The organism is Streptomyces sp. ITFR-6, from assembly GCF_031844725.1.
In the GTDB taxonomy this organism is placed as follows: Bacteria; Actinomycetota; Actinomycetes; order Streptomycetales; family Streptomycetaceae; genus Streptomyces.
In genome coordinates, this window is the sequence record NZ_CP134612.1 from 2,485,713 (window position 1) to 2,504,475 (window position 18,763).

Annotated in this window: 15 protein-coding genes; 8 read left to right on the forward strand and 7 right to left on the reverse strand. The window is 72.1% G+C overall.

Features of this window, described 5'->3' with window-relative positions:
- Positions 1-5: 5 nt before the first annotated feature.
- Together RLT59_RS11000 and RLT59_RS11005 are read left to right on the forward strand one after the other, a co-directional pair.
- Positions 6-1,385 (forward strand): FtsW/RodA/SpoVE family cell cycle protein, encoded by a 1,380-nt coding sequence (locus RLT59_RS11000; protein WP_311303233.1) that lies wholly within the window; start codon positions 6-8, stop codon positions 1,383-1,385.
- Between the two features lie 34 nt (positions 1,386-1,419).
- On the forward strand, positions 1,420-2,877 hold the full coding sequence (locus tag RLT59_RS11005) for a peptidoglycan D,D-transpeptidase FtsI family protein (RefSeq protein WP_311303234.1): 1,458 nt from the start codon (positions 1,420-1,422) through the stop codon (positions 2,875-2,877).
- Positions 2,878-3,042: 165 nt separating this feature from the next.
- On the opposite strand, the gene RLT59_RS11010 is transcribed toward RLT59_RS11005, so the two are convergent.
- Both RLT59_RS11010 and RLT59_RS11015 read right to left on the reverse strand, forming a co-directional pair.
- On the reverse strand, positions 3,043-4,212 hold the full coding sequence (locus RLT59_RS11010; protein WP_311303235.1) for a protein kinase family protein: 1,170 nt from the start codon (positions 4,210-4,212) through the stop codon (positions 3,043-3,045).
- Positions 4,213-4,252: 40 nt separating this feature from the next.
- Positions 4,253-5,374 carry a ferritin-like domain-containing protein gene (locus RLT59_RS11015; RefSeq protein ID WP_311303236.1) on the reverse strand — a complete coding sequence of 374 codons (1,122 nt, stop codon included), beginning with the start codon at positions 5,372-5,374 and terminating at the stop codon, positions 4,253-4,255.
- Between the two features lie 178 nt (positions 5,375-5,552).
- Here RLT59_RS11015 and RLT59_RS11020 point away from each other — a divergent pair, with 178 nt between their 5' ends.
- The 5 genes from RLT59_RS11020 (at position 5,553) to RLT59_RS11040 (ending at position 11,728) form a co-directional block, all read left to right on the forward strand.
- On the forward strand, positions 5,553-6,488 hold the full coding sequence (locus RLT59_RS11020; RefSeq protein ID WP_311303237.1) for an AurF N-oxygenase family protein: 936 nt from the start codon (positions 5,553-5,555) through the stop codon (positions 6,486-6,488).
- A gap of 26 nt (positions 6,489-6,514) precedes the next feature.
- A complete protein-coding gene (locus tag RLT59_RS11025) occupies positions 6,515-7,267 on the forward strand; it encodes a TetR/AcrR family transcriptional regulator (RefSeq protein ID WP_311303238.1) in 753 nt (250 codons plus the stop codon).
- 17 nt (positions 7,268-7,284) lie between these two features.
- Entirely contained in the window at positions 7,285-7,551 is a 267-nt protein-coding gene (locus RLT59_RS11030; protein ID WP_073736933.1) for a DUF8847 domain-containing protein, read from the forward strand.
- Positions 7,552-7,672: 121 nt separating this feature from the next.
- On the forward strand, positions 7,673-10,405 hold the full coding sequence (locus RLT59_RS11035) for a BamB-related PQQ repeat family beta-propellar protein (protein WP_311303239.1): 2,733 nt from the start codon (positions 7,673-7,675) through the stop codon (positions 10,403-10,405).
- 171 nt (positions 10,406-10,576) lie between these two features.
- Positions 10,577-11,728 (forward strand): C40 family peptidase, encoded by a 1,152-nt coding sequence (locus RLT59_RS11040; RefSeq protein ID WP_311303240.1) that lies wholly within the window; start codon positions 10,577-10,579, stop codon positions 11,726-11,728.
- A gap of 66 nt (positions 11,729-11,794) precedes the next feature.
- Here RLT59_RS11040 and RLT59_RS11045 read toward each other — a convergent pair whose 3' ends face one another.
- The 5 genes from RLT59_RS11045 to RLT59_RS11065 are packed head-to-tail and all read right to left on the reverse strand — an operon-like array spanning position 11,795 to position 17,577.
- Positions 11,795-13,033: a styrene monooxygenase/indole monooxygenase family protein gene (locus RLT59_RS11045; protein ID WP_311303241.1), complete on the reverse strand. Its 1,239-nt coding sequence runs from the start codon at positions 13,031-13,033 to the stop codon at positions 11,795-11,797.
- Positions 13,034-13,063: 30 nt separating this feature from the next.
- Positions 13,064-13,714 carry a GTP-binding protein gene (locus tag RLT59_RS11050; protein WP_311303242.1) on the reverse strand — a complete coding sequence of 217 codons (651 nt, stop codon included), beginning with the start codon at positions 13,712-13,714 and terminating at the stop codon, positions 13,064-13,066.
- The gene (locus RLT59_RS11055; protein WP_148020703.1) at positions 13,695-14,111 is read right to left on the reverse strand and encodes a DUF742 domain-containing protein; all 417 of its coding nucleotides are present in this window, start codon (positions 14,109-14,111) and stop codon (positions 13,695-13,697) included. Before RLT59_RS11055 ends, RLT59_RS11050 begins: the two co-directional genes overlap by 20 nt.
- Positions 14,108-14,587: a roadblock/LC7 domain-containing protein gene (locus RLT59_RS11060; RefSeq protein WP_311303243.1), complete on the reverse strand. Its 480-nt coding sequence runs from the start codon at positions 14,585-14,587 to the stop codon at positions 14,108-14,110. Before RLT59_RS11060 ends, RLT59_RS11055 begins: the two co-directional genes overlap by 4 nt.
- Positions 14,584-17,577, reverse strand: coding sequence for a sensor histidine kinase (locus RLT59_RS11065; protein ID WP_311303244.1), 2,994 nt, complete (start codon positions 17,575-17,577; stop codon positions 14,584-14,586). The genes RLT59_RS11060 and RLT59_RS11065 overlap by 4 nt, the downstream gene beginning before the upstream one ends.
- A gap of 363 nt (positions 17,578-17,940) precedes the next feature.
- Between RLT59_RS11065 and RLT59_RS11070 the strand changes: the two genes are divergently transcribed.
- The gene (locus RLT59_RS11070) at positions 17,941-18,726 is read left to right on the forward strand and encodes a protein phosphatase 2C domain-containing protein (RefSeq protein ID WP_311303245.1); all 786 of its coding nucleotides are present in this window, start codon (positions 17,941-17,943) and stop codon (positions 18,724-18,726) included.
- Positions 18,727-18,763: the final 37 nt, after the last annotated feature.

Consider the following 18,763-nt stretch of genomic DNA (forward strand, 5'->3'; position numbering starts at 1 on the left):
GTGGCATGACCGCAACGACAGCGGACGCACCCCCGCCCGAGCTGCGCCTGCCCAAGCGGCGCGGCGTGGAACTCTCGCTCCTCGTCGGGGCCGTCCTCATCTCCGTCTACGGCTACGCCGCCGTCGGTCTGGCCAGGAACGACGCGGTCCCGCCCGATGTCGCCGGGTACGGCGGCGGCCTCGGGCTGCTCGCCCTGCTGGCCCATCTCGCCGTCCGCTTCCGCGCCCCGTACGCGGATCCGCTGCTGCTGCCCATCGCCGTCCTGCTCAACGGACTCGGGCTGGTGCTGATCTACCGGCTCGACCTGGAGACCCCGAAGGACCAGGCGGCGACCACCCAGCTGGTCTGGTCCACGCTCGGCGTCGCGTTCTTCATCGCGGTGGTGGTGTTCCTGCGCGACCACCGGGTGCTCCAGCGGTACGCGTACCTCTCGGTCGCCGCCGCGCTCGTCCTGATGATCGTGCCGATCTTCTTCCCCGCCGTGAACGGCGCCAAGATCTGGATCAGGGTCGGCGGATTCTCCTTCCAGCCGGGCGAGTTCGCCAAGATCCTGCTCGCAGTGTTCTTCGCCGCCTACCTCGCGGCGAACCGCAACGCCCTCGCGTACACCGGCCGCAGGATCTGGAAGCTGCAGCTGCCCACCGGCCGGGTGCTCGGCCCGATCGTGGCGATCTGGCTGTTCAGCGTCGGGGTGCTGGTCCTGGAGCGCGACCTGGGCACCTCGCTGCTCTTCTTCGGCCTGTTCGTGATCCTGTTGTACGTGGCGACCGGCCGGACCGGCTGGATCGCGGTCGGGCTGCTGCTCGCGGCCGTCGGCGCGTTCGTCGTCGGCTCCTTCGAACCGCATGTGCACAGCCGGGTGCAGGACTGGATCGACCCGTTCGCCTCCATCGACGCGGGCCGGGGCCCGAGCCAGCTCGCCCAGTCGCTGTTCGCCTTCGCGGCCGGCGGGATGCTCGGCACCGGGCTCGGGCTCGGGCACTCCATCCTCATCGGGTTCGCCGCCAAGTCCGACTTCATCCTGGCGACGGCGGGCGAGGAGCTGGGCCTGACCGGGCTGACCGCGATCTTCATGCTGTACGCGCTGCTGGTGGCGCGCGGCTACCGGGCCGGGCTCGCCCTGCGCGACTCGTTCGGACGGCTGCTCTCGATCGGTCTCGCCTCGATCCTGGCGCTCCAGGTGTTCGTGATCGCGGGCGGCGTGATGGGGCTGATCCCGCTGACCGGTATGGCGATGCCGTTCCTCGCCCAGGGCGGCTCGTCCGTGGTCACCAACTGGATCATCGTGGCGCTGCTGATCCGGGTCAGCGACCAGGCCCGCAGACCCCACCCGGACCAGGTGGAGACCGGAGTCATCGCACCCATCCTGGAGGACGAGCTGTGATCCCGTACGTGCCGACCGTCCGGGAGGACCGGCCGTGATCCGCTACATCCGGCGCGCCGCCGCCTTCTGCCTGCTGCTGCTCGTGGCGCTGCTGCTGAACGCCGCCCGCGTCCAGGTCTTCGAGGCCCCCTCCCTCGACGACAACGCCGCCAACCGCCGCAACACGATCGACCGTTACGACCAGCCGCGCGGCAACATCCTGGCCGACGGCAAGCCCGTCACCGGCTCGAAGGACACCGGCGAACAGCTCGCGTACGAGCGCACCTACCGCCACGGCCCGCTGTACGCCCCGGTGACCGGGTACGCCTCGCAGACGTACGGCACCACCCTGATCGAGAACGCAGAGGACGACATCCTGTCCGGCGCCGATCCGATGCTCGCCCCGCTCCCCTTCTGGAACGAGATCACCCGCAGCCGGCAGCCCGGCGGCGACGTCGCCACCACGATCAAGGACTCCATGCAGCGCGCCGCCTACGAGGGGCTCGGCGGCCGGCGCGGTGCCGTCGCGGCCGTCGAGCCGACGACCGGCAAGATCCTGGCCCTGGTCTCGACGCCCTCGTACGACCCCGGGCGGCTCTCCGGCACCGGTTCGTCCGTCACCGACGCCTGGCGGGAGCTCAACGCGGACACCGGTCAGCCGATGCTCAACCGGGCCATCCGGCAGACCTATCCGCCCGGCTCCACCTTCAAGATCGTGACGGCGGCGGCGGCGCTGGACGCCGAGGTCGTCACGGACCCGGACGCCGCCACCGACAGCCCCTCCCCCTACGTCCTGCCGGGCACCTCGACGACGCTGCCCGACGAGGCGAGCGGCTGCGAGGACGCCTCCCTGGCCGAGGCGATCCGGGTCTCCTGCAACACCGTGATGGCCCGGCTCGGGGTACGGGTCGGGCTGGACGGCATGGTGGAGGCGGCCGGGAAGTTCGGCTTCAACGACACCGGGCTGAGGATCCCGTCCGGGGTGGCGAAGAGCAACTTCGACACCGACATGAGCGACGACCAGCTGGCCCTGTCCTCGATCGGCCAGTTCGACACGACGGCGACCCCGCTCCAGATGGCGATGGTGGCCTCGGCCGTGGCCAACGGCGGCGAGCTCATGTACCCGCACCTGGTGGACCGTACGACCACGCACAGCGGCTCCACCGTCCGCACCACGGGTTCGCGCACGTACCACCGGGCGATGAATCCGCAGACGGCCTCGGAGCTGCGGCAGATGATGATCGACGTGGTGCAGGACGGCACCGGAGGCAACGCGGGCATCGACGGCGCGACGGTAGGCGGCAAGACCGGCACGGCCCAGCACGGCGTCGACAACACGGGCACCCCGTACGCCTGGTTCATCTCCTGGGCACAGGCGGAGGACTCCGCCCGGCCCGCCGTCGCGGTCGCCGTGGTCGTCGAGGACGCCGCCGCCGACCGGGCCGACATCAGCGGCGGCGGCAGCGCAGCGCCGATCGCCCGTTCCGTCATGGAGGCGGCACTGTCGGACTGAGGGGGCACGTGGACTGACGGGGCCCCGGTGCGGACCTGTTGGCGCGCCCGGAAACCCTCATGCCGGGGCGTTCTCACGTCGCCGTGGCCGCGTTCGCCGTCTTCGAGAGTCAGAAGACGGCGTCCGCGCCACGGTCGCGGCTCTGGTCCCCTTCGTACCGGTCGGCTACTCCCTCGGGCCGCTCGTATGGCCACCGCTCTTCACCGCCGCGCTCGGCCGGCTCACTCGCGTCGCCCTCGGGCGGGCGCTCGGGCGGACCGGCTCCGCCCGCTCGATCCCGGCCGCCGGGTAGGGCGTCCGCCTGCTCACCCCGAGCAGGCGGCGGTGGAAGCCGTCCAGTTCCAGGGCCGCCGCCGCGTGCCGGTCCAGGACGGCGGCGGCCCCGGCCGGTACGCCCTCGGGGCGGTCGCCCGCGAGCCAGCGACGCAGGAATCCGGCGTCGCACACCTCGTCGAACAGGTGGTGGCGGACCAGGCGCCCGGCGACGTAGTGGCGGTCGTACGCGAGGTGCCCGGCCAGGAACGCGGACTCCTCCGGGGAGAGTTCGAACCGGGTGCTGAGAGCGAGGCCGAAGTCCGCGAAGCGGATCGAACGGCCGTCGGTCAGGATGTTGCCGAAGTGGGCGTCGAAGTGGACGAACCCCTGGGAGCTCATGAAGTCCGCCCCTCGGGCCAGGGTCTCGTCCAGCCACTCGTACGGCGGGCTCTCCCCACCCTCCAGGGCCGCCGCGCGCCGCTCGCCCAGCCAGGCCGCGAGGGTCTGCGGCACATGCTCCAGGAAGAGCACCAGGCCGGCCGAGGAGCCGCCGATGGCCTCCAGCCGGTCGCGTACGGCCGAGGAGCCCTCCCAGTGGGCGACGGCCCCGTCGATGCCCCCGAACTCGTCAATGAAGTCCTGCGGGGCGGAGTCCGGCAGGACGCGCCAGTGGTACATCAGCGGAAAGTCCGGCCAGTCGCCGCCGAGGACCCAGCCGGTGGTGAGGGTGTGCGCGGCCAGCTCCCGCCAGGCGCCGAATCCGGCCGAGCCGATCCCGTACTGGTAGAACACCGGCAGCCCGAAGAGGTTGGCGGTCGACCGCACGTTCTCCGGCCGCAGTTCGAGGTCTGTCAGCGGCACCCGTTTGACGAAGACCCGCCGCCCGCACACGTCCAGCTCCGCCGACCTGCCGCCGATGCCCGCCCCGGTCGGCGCGGCCGCGCGGACCAGGTCGCGGAGCCGGTGGTCGCTCAGCAGCGACAGGTGGGTGGAGACCGACCGGTGGGCGGCGAGGCGTGCGAGATGGTCCCGGTCCGGGACGGGCCCGGCCGGACCGGCGCTGTGATCGCTCCGAGGCATACGGCCGACCTTACTCAGCGCGCCCCGCGCCGCCCCGGTTTCAGGTGGCCGAGGGCGCCGCCTCGCCCCCGTCCGCTATCGCCTCCGCGACCTCCGCGACCCGCGCGTGCTCCTCCGCCGCGAAGCGGTCCCGGTCCAGCTGTTCGGCGATCTCCTCGTCCTGCGCCATCAGCAGGTCCAGGCTGGAGTCGCCCAGTTCGAGTACGCCCATGTCGACGTAGGCCTTCTGGAGCCGCTCGCCCCACAGGCCGATGTCCTTGACGCACGGCACGATCCGGCTGAACAGCAGCTTGCGGAACAGCTGGAGGAACTCGGAGTGCTCGGAGAGCTCCTTGGCCTCCTGCTTGCCGATGCCGAAGTTCTCCAGCACCTCCACGCCGCTGAGCCGGTCGCGCATCAGGTAGCAGCCCTCGATGACGAACTCCTCGCGCTCGCGCAGTTCCGCGTCGCTCAGCTGCTTGTAGTAGTCGCGCAGCGCCATCCTGCCGAAGGCCACGTGGCGGGCCTCGTCCTGCATGACGTAGGCGAGGATCTGCTTGGGCAGCGGCTTGGTCGTGGTGTCGCGGATCATCCCGAACGCGGCCAGCGCGAGGCCCTCGATGAGGACCTGCATGCCGAGGTAGGGCATGTCCCAGCGGGAGTCGCGCAGGGTGTCCCCCAGGAGACCCTGGAGGTTGTCGTTGACCGGGTACAGCATCCCGATCTTCTCGTGCAGGAACCGGCCGTAGATCTCCGCGTGCCGGGCCTCGTCCATCGTCTGGGTCGCGGAGTAGAACTTGGCGTCCAGATCGGGGACGGACTCCACGATCCGGGCCGCGCAGACCATCGCGCCCTGCTCGCCGTGGAGGAACTGGCTGAACTGCCAGGAGGTGTAGTGCTGACGCAGCTCGCCCCGGTCCCTCTCGGTCATCTTCGCCCAGTGCGGGGTGCCGTACAGGGTGAGGGCCTCGTCAGGGGTGCCGAGCGGGTCGGTGGGATCGACCTCCAGGCTCCAGTCGATGCGCTTGTTGCCGTCCCACTGCTTGTCCTTGCCCTTCTGGTAGAGGGCGAGAAGACGTTCGCGGCCGTCGTCGTAGTCCCAGCTGAAGCGGGCGGCTCCGGAGGCGGGCACGGTCCACAGCGGCTGGTCGGGGGCGGTGGTGTAGAGGTCGTGGGTCGACATGGACGGCTCCTTCGCCTCGCATGCTTCGGCAATTCACGCGCCGGCTGGCTCAGTTGGCAGGTTCACACGTTGGTAGACGCCGGGTCAACAAGTCGTGCGCAAGGGATTGACGAGCTTGCTGACGGACGGTCTCATAAGAGGTGACCGCCGGTAATCCAGGTGTGAGGTGGATCCAGCCATGACGACAGTGACCGAACACGACGTGCGGCTGCTCCGTGACGCACTCGGCCCCCTCCGGGACCGCGAGCAGATCGCGGAACGGCTGCTGGAGGCCTCGGCCAAGCACTCCTTCGACCCCGACAAGGAGCTCGACTGGGACTCGGCGGCCGAGGACGGCAAGTGGTTCTGGCCGCCCGAGCTGGTCTCGCTCTACGACACCCCGCTGTGGCGGAAGATGTCGCTGGAGCAGCGGCAGGAGCTGGCCCGGCACGAGTCGGCCTCGCTGGCCTCGCTCGGCATCTGGTTCGAGATCATCCTGATGCAGCTGCTGGTCCGGCACATCTACGACAAGCCGGTGGTCAGCAACCACGTCCGGTACGCCCTCACGGAGATAGCCGACGAGTGCCGGCACTCGATGATGTTCGGCCGGATGATCACCTGGGGCGGTGCGCCCTGCTACCCGGTCCCCCGCCGCTACCACAACCTCGCGCGGGTGCTGAAGACCATCTCCACCACGCCCGGTTCGTTCGCGGCCACCCTGCTCGGCGAGGAGATCCTCGACTGGATGCAGCGGCTGACCTTCCCCGACGAGCGCGTCCAGAGCCTGGTGCGCGGTGTGACCCGCATCCATGTGATCGAGGAGGCCCGGCACGTCCGGTACGCCCGCGAGGAGCTGCGCCGCCAGATGGTGACCGCGCCGCGCTGGGAGCGCGAGCTGACCCGGGTCAGCTGCGGCGAGGCGGCCCGCGTCTTCTCCGTCTGCTTCGTCAACCCGCAGGTGTACGAGAACGTGGGCCTGGACCGCCAGGAGGCCGTCGCCCAGGTACGGGAGAGCGGACACCGGGCGGAGGTCATGCAGTCGGGCGCCAAGCGGCTCACCGACTTCTTCGACGACATCGGGGTCCTCAACGGGGTGGGCCGCAGGCTGTGGAAGAACTCGGGCCTGCTCGCCTGAGGGTGGAAGCCCTTAGGCTTGCGGGTATGACCCCTGCCGCAGCCGCGCCCCCGCAGCGCGCGTACCGAAGGCTCAGCGTCGAGGAGCGGCGCACCCAGCTCCTCGGTGCGGCACTCACCCTCTTCGCGCACCGAGCCCCCGACGAGGTCTCGCTCGACGAGGTCGCCACGGTGGCCGGCGTCTCCCGGCCGCTGGTCTACCGCTACTTCCCCGGCGGGCGCCAGCAGTTGTACGAGGCCGCCCTCAGGTCCGCCGCGGAGGAACTGATCCTGTGCTTCGCGGAACCGGCCGTGGGCCCGCCCACGGAGCGGGTGAGGCGGGTGCTGGACCGCTATCTCGCCTTCGTCGACCAGCACGACGCCGGTTTCAGCGCGCTGCTGCGCGGCGGCAGTGTCGCGGAGACGTCGCGTACGAGCACGATCGTCGACGAGGTGCGACGGGCGGCGGCCGACCAGATCCTGCTGCACCTGGGCCGGGGCGCGGGCAGCGACCCCGGGGCCCGGCTGCGGATGATGGTGCGCACCTGGATCGCGGCCGTCGAGGCGGCCTCGCTGATCTGGCTGGACGAGGGGAAGCAGCCGGCCGCGTCCGAGCTGCGCGACTGGCTCGTCGACCAGTTCATCGGCCTCCTCGCGGTCACCGCGGCCACGGACCCGGCCACCGCCACCGCCGTGGCCGAACTGCTGCCCCTGGAGACGGCGGCGGGCCCGGCCGGCCGGCTGGCGGAGCGGCTGATCCCGGTGGTCGGTGCGGCGGCGCATCTGCTGCCCCCCGGCTGATCGGTCAGACTGGGCGGGTGAGAAGCGAGAACGTCCCCTTCACCGGCGGCCCGCTGGACGGGCGGGCCCTGCCCGTACTCCTCGGCGCGACCGGCCACCCGCCCAAGTGGTACGAGGTCCCGGTCCCGGACGCCGACGGCGGGCCCGCCACCGTGCACGCGTACCGGCGGGTCCCGGCCGGGTACTCCAAGCGGCTGGGCATCCAGCGCGGCTGGGTGTACGAGTACGCCCCGGGCGGCCGCGAGCGCCACAGCCCCAAGTGGCCCTGGTCGAAGCCGGGATGACGTTGACGGGGCGGCGCGGGCCGGAGCCGGACCGGCCGCCCCTGTGCCGGTCGGGCTGAGAAGTGCCGGTCGGTCTAAGATCGACGGTCAGGTCCGAGGACGGTCATATAGGGGGTGCGCCATGGAGGCGCTGCGTCAGGACGATCCACGCCGCTTCGGCCCGTACACGGCGCTGGTGCGGCTGCGTGAGACGGCCGCGGCGGTGCAGTACCTCGCGCGCGGCGCGACCCCGCAGGACCTTGCCGTGATCACGGCGGCGCGGCCCGAGCTGGCCGCGCTGCCCGGCTTCCGGCGGCACTTCGAGGCGGAGGCCAGGACCGCGGACCGGCTGGCCGGTGGCTGGGTGGCGGCGCAGCTCGGCACCGGTACGGACGGGGCGGAGGAGGACGAGCCGCTGTGGGCGGCCGCGGAGTACGTACCGGCGCTGACTCTCGCCGAGGCGATCGAGACCGCCGGGCCGCTCCCCGAGCGGGCCGTGCGGATACTGGGCGCGGGCATCGCGGAGACCCTCTCCCGGGTGCACGCCACCGGAGCCGTCCTGCAGGGGCTCGCCCCCAGGACGGTGCTGCTGGCCGGGGACGGGCCCCGGCTCACCGCCTTCGGCCCGCTGGGTGCGGCAGCCGACGCGGAGGCGCGGCCGGGCGGGCAGCTCTCCGTCCGGCTCGGCTATCTGACCCCGGAGCAGATCGAGGGTGAGGAGGCCGGTCCGGCCTCCGACCTCTTCGTGCTGGGCCTGCTGCTCGCGTACGCGGCGACCGGCAGCACCCCGCTGGCGGACGGTCCCGCCACGGAGGCCGCGGAGCGGATCGCCCACACCGACCCGGAACTGGCTTCCGTGCCGGACGCGTTGCGCGATCTGATCGGCCGCTGCCTGGCGAAGGACCCGGCCGACCGGCCGACGGCCGGTGCGGTGGCCGCGGAACTGGCCCTGGAGGGCGCGGCCGGGCTCGCGAAGGGCGGCGACTGGCTGCCGGCTCCGCTGGCGGCGGCGGTGGCGGAACAGGGCATGCGCGCCCAGGCACTGGAGACCGCGCCGCCCGTCATCGAGGACGCCGTACCCGTCACGGATACGGCAGAGACGGCCGACGCGACGGGCGCGACGGGCGCGGTAGGTGCGACGGGCGCTCCGGAGGGCCCGGACGTGCCGGGTGCGACGGGCGCTCCGGACGCGGACGCCCCCGAAGTCCCCGACGTTCAGGACGCCGTGCCCCTGGCGCTCCCCGCCGGCGACGGGTCCGGGGAGCCCGCGGCCGGCCGGGACACCCGTACCGCCCAGTTCGGGATCATCGACCCCCGTGCACCCCGGTCCGATCTGGCGACGACCCAACTCGTGCTCAACCCTGAGGTGACCGGCCCCGCCGGACCACCGGCCGGTCAGGCGCCTCAGTCCCCCCAGGCGCCTCAGCCGCTGCCCTACACCGCCCCCGCGGCGCCCTTCCTCCACACGGGACACCCGGTGCCCCACCCGGCTGCCCAGGGCCCTGCTCCGCTTCCCGCCCCCTTCCCTCTCGCGGCCGCTCCCGAGCGCCCCTCCGCCGGACGCCGGAGCCTGCTGATCGGAGCCGCGGCCGGGGTCGCCGGGCTGCTCGTCGGCGGTGGCGCGGTGTTCGCGCTCGATTCCGGCGACGATGACGAGCCCACGGACGACGCCAAGCCCGCCCCGAGCACCAGCCGGGCCGCCGTCGCCGGACTGCCTCCGCAGCCGCGCTGGATCCACACGCACCCGGAGTCCGAACCGGCCCCGCGCACCGCCGCGCTCTGGAACGACCGGCTGCTGGTGCTCACCGACGCGGACCATGCCACCGCCATCGACCTGCGCACCGGCGACCGGGTCTGGCAGAACGCGGACGCCGCCAAGGGACAGGCGGCCCTGCCCGCGGGCAAGGAGCTGTGCTTCGTCGCCGCTCCGGACGAGTTCCTGTGGCTGTCGGCGAAGGACGGAAAGGTCGCCCACCGGCTGGCGTACGCCGACGGATTCGACGGCGCCCCGCACCTGGTGGTGCCCGATCTCGTCGGCGCGTCCGGTTCGACCGTCTGGTTCACCGGTTCCACCAAGTCCACCGTGAAGGCCCCCAAGCCGAAGAAGGGCAAGAAGCGCGGCAAGGACAAGGTGGTCGTCAAGTCGTATCTGTTCGGGTACGACATCGAGCAGCGCAAGGAGCTGTGGCGGACGCCCGTACCCACCGGCCGGGGCCCGGAGGCGCCGGAGTACCGGCTGATCGCGGTGCGGCCGGACGACATCGTCGTACGGCAGAGCCAGCAGTCGCTCACCGCGGCGGACGTGAAGGCGGCGAAGGGCAAGGGGAAGTTCCGCAGCTTCGACCGGAAGACCGGGAAGGCGAAGTGGACCGAGGCGTTCGGCACCGTCACGCCCGGCGGCGCGGCCGTGGGCGATGCGGACGGCCTGCTGTACGCGGCCGTCGGTGACGACCTCCGGGCCTTCGGGACGCCCGACGGAAAGCCGAGGTGGACGCTCAACGGCACCCGCGGCTCCCACTTCGGGAACTCGGTCGAGGCCGGCGAACTGCTGCACACCACCAACAGCAACCAGGAGGTGGGGGCGGTCGACCGGGCGACCGGGCGGCCGCGCTGGCAGCGCTCGACGGAGGGGCCGCGCACCGACGTGACGCCCGTGATCAGCGTCAGCAGCACCGGCGGGACCCTGCTCGCGGCGAGCTCCGGCCAGGTCACCGCGTTCGCGGCGGCGGACGGGCGGCGGCTGTGGAAGTTCCAGGACATCGGGGAACAGGACCCGAAGGGCGCCACGGTCACCAGCACGTACCAGGTACTGCCCTTCGGGAAGAGCGCGCTCGTCCGGCGCGGCCGGATGGTCTACGCGTTCCCGGTCGACTGACCGGTCAGCCGACCGGCCCGGAGGGCGGCGCGGAACCGCCGCCTTCCGGGGGACCGGGCCGCCGCCACGCACCTCGGTTCTTGAATCACCTGACGGCAGGTGAGCGTATAGAGGCATTGCGCTCACTTATGGGGTAGTCCGACGATTCACCCCGCTATCGGAGGAGATGTCATGCCGGGCAGTGTCCTGCGCTCCGTCTGCACCGCGGCGCTCGCAGCCGTCGTCGTGACCTCACCCGCCGCCGCCGTGGCCGCACCCTCCCCCTCCGCCTCGGCCTCGCCGGTGGGCGAGACCGGCGCCGCCGCGCTGCTGGTGGAGCTGCAGAGGCTGTACCAGCAGGCGGAGGAGGCCACCGAGACCTACAACGGGACGGCGGCCGAGCTGAAGAAGCGGACCGCGGAGGCGAAGAAGCTGGACTCCGCCCTCGTCACCGCACGGCTCTCGCTTTCCCGCAGCCGCGACGCCGCCGGACGGCTGGCCCGCCAGCAGTACCAGGGCCGTTCCGACTTCTCCTCGTATCTGCGACTGCTGCTGTCCCGCGACCCCGCCCAGGCCCTGGACCAGGGGCAGGTCATCCAGCGGCTGGCGGCGGGGCGGGTGGCGACCGTGCGGCGGCTGACCGGCGCCGAGAAGCGCGCCGACGAGCTCGCGAAGAAGTCCCGCCAGGTGCTGGACAAGCAGCAGGTGCTGGCCGCGCGGCAGAAGAAGGACCGCGACGCCGTGCGGAAGCGCCTGAAGGAGGTCGAGGCGAAGCTCGCCACGCTCTCCGCGGACCAGCTGGCCGAGGTGTCCGGCCTCGAACAGAAGGGCACGGCCGAGGCCCAGGACGCGCTGGTCACCTCGGGCGCCCTGTCCTCGACCCGGCCGCCGTCGGAGGAGGGCGGCGAGGCGGTCCGGTACGCGGTCCGGCAGATCGGCAAGCCGTACGTGTGGGGTGCGGAGGGCCCCTCCTCGTTCGACTGCTCCGGGCTCACCTCGCAGGCCTGGGCGAACGCCGGACGCACCATTCCGCGTACGTCGCAGGAGCAGTGGCGGCAGCTCCGGAAGGTGCCGGTGAGCGCGCTGCACCCCGGTGACCTGGTGGTCTACTTCCCGAAGGCCACGCATGTGGCGCTGTACATCGGCAACGGGCTGGTGGTGCAGGCACCTCGCCCCGGCTCCCTGGTGAAGGTCTCGCCACTGGCGTCGAATCCGCTGCTGGGCGCGGTCAGGCCGGATCCGGACAGCGCCCCGCTGAGTACGTACAAGGCGCCGGAGCTCCCCCAGGGGGCGTCCGGGGGCTCCGACGAGGGGTACAGCGTCTCCACCGCGCCCACCGGCTGACAGCGCACCCGCTGGACGGACCGGGCCGGGCAGGGTCCGTCCAGCGGGTGGAGAACACTCGGGCCCCTACTGGCCGGCAGTGAGCGAGGCCAGGTAGGCGTTCGTCTTCTCCGGCTCGAAGAAGAAGTTCTCGAAGTCCGCCGGGTCGTTGAACCCATTGGCGAAGCGGTCCGCGACGGGCTGGAGCCGGCCGCCGGCGCCGATCAGGTTCAGCACGTGCTCCGGCGGGACGCCGAGCATCGCGTTCGTCCACTTCACGACGTGCTGGGCCGTGTCCCAGTAGCGGTCGAAGGTGGACTGCATCCACGCCGCGTCGAACTCGCCGTCGCCGTGCTCGATGATCGAGTCCAGGTAGGCGTTGGCGCACTTGGACGCCGAGTTGGAGCCCTGGCCGGTGATCGGGTCGTTGGCGACGACCACGTCCGCGACGCCGAGCACCAGGCCGCCGCCGGGCAGCCGGCCGATCGGCTTGCGGACGGTGGGAGCGTAACGGCCGGCGAGGGTGCCGTTGGCGTCGGTCAGTTCGACCTTCGTGGCGCGTGCGTACTCCCACGGGGTGAACCGCTCCATCAGCTCCAGCGTCTTGGCCAGGTGCTCGGAGGGGTCCTTGATGCCCTGGAAGACGTCGAGCGGTCCGCCCGGCACGCCCTCCCAGAACAGGATGTCGGCGCGGCCGGACGTGGTGAGGGTCGGCATCACGAACAGTTCGCCCACGCCCGGGACCAGGTTGCAGCGCACCGCGTCGAAGTCGGGGTGCTCGGGGCGCGGGCCCATGCCGTGGACGTACGCGACGGCCAGCGCGCGCTGCGGGGCGTCGAACGGGGAACGGGACGCGTCCCGGCCGAACATGGAGACCAGCTCGCCCTTGCCCGCGGAGACCATCACCAGGTCATAGGTGCGGGAGAAGTAGTCCAGGTCGGAGACGGCCGCGCCGTGGATGACGAGCTGTCCGCCGCGCTGGGCGAAGGTGTCCATCCAGCCGGCCATCTTCAGGCGCTGGTCCACGGACTGCGCGAAGCCGTCCAGCTTGCCGACCCAGTCGACGGCGCGCGAGGAGTCGGGTGCGGCCACCGAGACGCCGAGGCCCTCGATGCGCGGGGCCTGGGACTCCCAGAAGTTGAGCTGGTAGTCCCGCTCGTGCTGGAGCGCGGTGTGGAACATGCACTGCGTCGACATGACCCGCCCCGAACGGATCTCGTCGGCGGTGCGGTTGGACATGAGGGTGACTTCGTACCCTCTGGACTGCAGTCCCAGGGCGAGCTGGAGCCCGGACTGACCGGCTCCGACTATGAGTATCTTCCGCATCGCGGTTCTCCGTTGTGTGTGACGTGCGAGCTATTCGGGGGAGGTCTCAAGGGCGTGGCCCACCAGGGCCAACAGGGCCTCGACGACGTTGATCCTGTTACGCGCGTCCATGATCACAACAGGTACGTGCGGGGGGACGGTCAGGGCCTCCCTGACGTCCTCGGACTCGAACCCGGGCGTGCCCTCGAAGTGGTTGACGGCCACGATGTACGGCAGTCCGCAGCTCTCGAAGTAGTCGAGGGCCGGGAAGCAGTCGGCCAGCCTGCGGGTGTCGGCCATCACGATCGCGCCGATCGCGCCGCGCACCAGGTCGTCCCACATGAACCAGAAGCGCTGCTGGCCCGGGGTGCCGAAGACGTACAGCACGAGGTCGTCGTCGAGCGTGAGGCGGCCGAAGTCCATGGCGACGGTCGTGGTGACCTTGTCGGGCGTGGCGCTGAGGTCGTCGGTCTCCTCACTGGCCCGGGTCATCATCGCTTCGGTCTTCAGCGGGGTGATCTCGGAGACCGAGCCCACGAAGGTGGTCTTGCCGACGCCGAAGCCGCCCGCGACCACTATCTTCGTGGCGACCGGCGCCCTGGTGTGGTCCAACTGCCAGTCCCGCAGGCCCTCTTCTGCCTGGTCCACGGGCCCCGGCTGACGCGGGGCGAACAGCGGCGACTCAGAGACGACGGAGTCCATTGAGCACCCTTTCGAGCAGTGCGCGGTCGGGCTGGCCGGTGCCGTGCCCGGTCCCGTACACGCGGATCTTTCCCTGGTCGGCCAAGTCACTGAGCAGGACCCTGACCACGCCGAGCGGCATCTTCAGCAGTGCGGAGATCTCCGCGACGGTACGCATCCGGCGGCAGATCTCGACGATGGCCTGGAGCTCCGGCATGACGCGCGAAGCCAGGTTGCCATTGGTCAGTTCGCGCCGCTCGTCCGGGGCTTCGAGCGCGGCCACGAACGTCTCGACGAGCAGGACGTGGCCGAACCGGGTGCGGCCACCGGTGAGCGAGTACGGGCGCACCCGCGCGGGCCGTTTGTCGGCCCCGCGCACGGGGAGCCTGCGGGCGGGTTCAGCGGCAGCGTGGGTCACTGGGCGCTCTCCATCGATTTGCGCAGTTCACTGCGGAGTTCGGGGGTGAGTACGTGGCCGGCCCGGCCGACGAAGAGCGCCATGTGGTAGGCGATGACGCTCATGTCGCAGTCGGGGGTGGCGTGCACGCCGAGCAGCGACCCGTCGCTGATCGACATGACGAAGACGCTGCCCTCCTCCATGGCGACCATGGTCTGCTTGACGCCGCCGCCCTCCATCAGCTCCGCGGCACCGATGGTCAGGCTGCCGATTCCGGAGACGATGGTCGCCAGGTCGGCGCTGGAGCCGCGGGGGCCGTCCTGCTTGCCGGCCGACTGGGCGGCCTGGTGGCCGGGGTCGGAGGAGAGCAGCATCAGTCCGTCCGACGAGACGACGGTGACCGAGTGGACCCCTGGCACCTCCTCCACCAGATTGCTCAGCAACCACTGAAGGTTCCGGGCCTCGGTACTCAGCCCGAATGTGCTGGGCGCAGTCAACTGCGTGCCTCCTCGACTGTGTCCCCCGTCTCGTCGGCTCGACCGTCGGTACGGTCGGCCGCCTCAGTGTGGCCTGTACGTGCGGTGCGGGCGGCCGGAACGGCCGTCCCCGGCGTGGCGGATCCGGCGATCTCCGCCTCGACGTCCCTGCGGCCGTCCTTCGCGCCCTGGTGGAAGCCGCCCAGCCGGCGGCGCAGGGCGTCCTTGTCCACGCTGCCGGTGCGGTCCGCGGCGGGGGCGGAGGCCGGCGCGACGACCTTGGGGGTGCGCTTGGGCAGCCCCTTGTCCGTGACCCGGCCGGGCTCCGGGTGGCGCGGGCCGGGCACGGTGTCGGCCACCGGAGCGGCGACGGGTGCGGGGGCGGGCGTCGGGGCCGTGACGGGTGCGGGGGCCGGGGCCGGGGCATCCACCGGGGTGTCCGCCGGCTGCGGGCCCTCGTCGGCGGCGCGCTCGTGGCTGTCGGGGCCGGTGGCGTAGGGGCCGGACGCGAGCGGGGCCTCCGGTCCTTCACCGAAGGCGGGCGCGTGGGTGAACTCGGGTGCGTCGTCGAACTCGGGCACCCGGGGAAGCCGGACCTGCATCGTGGTCTCGGAGTCGCTCTCCGGACGCGGCGAGGACGACTCGGGCGCGGGTGCGGGTTCCGGTGCGGCCTGCGGCGCCTGTGCGGGCTCGGGCCGGGGTGCGGCCTCGGGCTGCGGCGGGGTCGCGGCCTCGGCCTCGGACTGCGCCTCGGACCGGGCGATCGTCTCTTCGGCCGCCGCGATCAGCGGGTCGACGGAGGGCGCCGGTGCGCGGCTCGGCAGCGCGTTGGAGTTGGCCTCCGCCACCGAGCCCGGCAGGTTCAGTGTGGGCGCGTCGCCGGGCGCGGTGACCGGCGGCGGGGTCGCGGCCGGCGGCGCCTTCGGCAGCAGGGCGGCGGGCAGGACGACGACCGCCGTCACGCCGTTGCCCTTCTGCTCGCGCAGCTGGACCCGCACGGCGTGCCGGGCGGCCAGCAGCGACGTCACCTGGAGACCGAGACCGGCGCCGTCCGCGTTCTGCTCGCCCGTCTCGAAGAGCGACGGGTCGGCCAGCCGGGTGTTGAGCTCGCCCATCCGTACGGACGACATGCCGATGCCCTCGTCCTGCACGGAGAGCATGACCTCGCCGGTCTCCAGCAGCCAGCCGGAGAGCTGGACCTTGGAGTCGGGCGGCGAGAAGGAGGTGGCGTTCTCCAGGAGTTCCGCGACCAGGTGGCTGAGGTCGTCGGCGGCGAACCCGGCGACCTGGGCGTGCGGCGGCAGGGACTGGATGGTGACCCGCTCGTACCGCTCGATCTCGCTGACCGCCGCGCGCAACACGTCGACCAGTGGAATCGGGCCCGGGTGGGAGTGTCCGTGCTCGGCGCCCGCGAGGACCAGCATGTTCTCGCTGTGGCGGCGCATGACCGTGGCCATGTGGTCGAGCTTGAAGAGGGTGGCGAGCCGCTCCGGGTCCTGCTCGCGCTCCTCCAGCGACTCGACGACCCCGAGCTGGCGCTCGACGAGGCCGAGGTTGCGCAGCGAGAGGTTGACGAAGGTGTGGTGGACGGTGTTCCTCAGCTTCTCCAGCTGGGCGGTGAGGTCGGCCGTGTGGACCTGGAGTTCGGCGCGCTGGATGGTGAGCGCCTCGCGGCCCGCGATCAGCTCGGCCCGCTCGCTCTCCAGCTTCCCGAACCGCCCGTTGAAGTCGTGGAGCAGTCCGTGCAGCCTGCCGTGCAGGGTGTTGATGGACCGGACGACCTGGGCGAACTCGTCGTTGCGGCCGGTGTAGCGGACCGGCTCCGCGGTGTCGGGTTCCGCCGCGAGGCGGGCGGCGCCGATCCGCAGTACGGCGAGCGGCTGGGTGAGGGTGCGGGCCACGGCGGTGGAGACGCCGACGGCGATCAGGAAGCAGCCGCCGAGCAGCGCGATCCGCAGTTCGAGCGCGGTGACGTCGTCGTCGCGCAGCTGCTTCAGCCGCTGCACCTGGGCGGTGCCGAGCGCGGACTCGACGCTGCGCATCCGGTCGATCCGGGCGGAGAGCGCCGCTCCGGTCTTCTTGCCGCTGACCTTCTGGTCGGCGTCGGAGAGCTCGGGGCGGTCGGTGAGCTCCGCGAGGTACTTCTCCGCGTTGTTGACCTCGGGACCGGTGACGGTGGACGCGAGCTTGTCGCGGGCGGTGGCGCCGGCCGCCTGGTCGAAGTCGGCCAGCGAGGAGAGCTCGCCGACCCTGGCCTGCTGGGCGGCGGCGCTCAGCTCGTCACGGGTGCGGTCGTCCTTGGTGGCGCCCTCGTCCTGGGTCTGGACGGGCAGCCCGGTGAAGGGGTCGGTCTGTGTCACCGGCTCCTTGCGGGGGACGGCGAGCGCGGCGAGCAGCAGCCCGCGGGTGGCGGAGGCGTGCTCGGTGGCCTGGCCGAGGGCGAGCGGGGCGCGGCCCGCTCCGGCGGCGCGCGGCGGGGTCTTCTCCGCGAGTTCGTCCGCGAGGCCGTGGAGCTTGGCGATGACCTCGGAGTACGACTGGTGGGCCTCCAGCGCGGAGCCCTTGCCGCTGACGGCGTCGCGGCGCAGCGAGGGGATGGTGGAGAGGTCGCGGCGCAGGACTTCGGGGGCCGCGTCGCGGATCTCGTCGACCTGCTGGTCGACGCGGGCGCTCCGGCTCCCGGTGGCGCCGCCCTGGCCGGGCTTTCCCTCCCGGCCGGCGGCGATGTACGCGGTGACCTCGTCGCGCTCGTCCGCGAGGGAGTGCGCCAGCGCGATGGCCTGCTGGTTCAGCTCCGCGAGGGTGACCAGCCGCTGCGAGTCGTTCAGCTCGGACGAGGCGCTGAGGGCGGCCGGAGCCCCCGCGGCTATGACGGTGATCCCGACGACCGCGACTCCCGCGACCAGCCGACTGCGTACGCGCACGGTGCGCCCGCCTTCGGCCGACGCCGAAGGCGCCACCTCGGAACCGCTGTTCTTGCCGCCCTTGCTCCGAGGCCGCTTCTTCTGCACCGGTGCTCGCAATCTTGACTCGTCCGCCCTTGAAGCAGAGGTGACGCACGGCCACTTGAACGAGCGCCCCGCCCCCTGGTACGGCTTCTGACCATTCCAGTGCTTTTGAGAGGGGGGCGCGCATCAACCGCTCCACCACTCGAACGAGTGAACAACACTCAAGAGTTGACGAACAACTCTCCCCAGGAGGCCCTGTCGGCACACCTGGACGTCCGGCTGGAACTTCCGGGCGGGCTTTGGCAGGATGCCCGCCCGCACACGTGGCGGAGTGATTACCTCCGCTCCGACCGCCCGTCTGACCTGCTGGTACGGGCCGGCCCGGCTCCGTGCACGCCTCGTGAAGGCGTCGTGCAGACTGACGGTATGCGTATGGAGCTCGCCACCGCCGCCGGCATTCCCGGCCGCCCGAACGAGGACTGGGCCGCCACCGCCCTCCCCGCCTCCGGCCAGGGCGGGGGGCTGGTGCTGCTCGACGGGGTCACCCCGCCGCGGGGGGACGACGGTTGTGTGCACTCGGTCCCGTGGTTCACCGCACGGCTGGGCGGCGCCCTGGTCGAACTGTCGGGTTCGCGGCGGGATCTGACCCTCCGGGAGGTCCTGGCCGAGTCCATCCGGCGCACCGCGGACGCACACCGCCCCCTGTGTGACCTTTCTCACGTACGCACGCCACAGGCAACCGTCGTCATGGTGCGTTGGGACGAGGCCGCCATCGAACACCTGGTCCTGTCCGATTCCGTACTGCTCCTCGAATCGCCCGACGGGGCCGTGCGCGCCCTGCTGGACGACCGGCTCGACCGGCTGCCGGCCGGATCGCTCACCTCTGAGGCGATCGCGGACGCGCGGGTCCGGAACAAGGAGGGCGGCTTCTTCACCGCCGCCGCCGATCCGGCCGTGGCACAGCGCGCGGTGACGGGGCGTACGCCCCGCGCCGAGGTGCGGGCGGTGGCCGCGATGACGGACGGCGCGAGCCGCTGGACGGAGATGTTCGGCGAGGGCGACTGGACGGACTGCCTCGGGGTGCTGCGCAAGGAGGGGCCCCAGGGGCTGATCGACCGGGTCCGGGCCCTGGAGGACGCGGACACGGGCCGTACGCGGCTGCGGCGCGCCAAGACCCACGACGACGCGACGGCGGTCTACGCGGAGCTGTGAGCGGGTGCGCGGGGCCCCGCCTCGTCGGCCCTCCGCC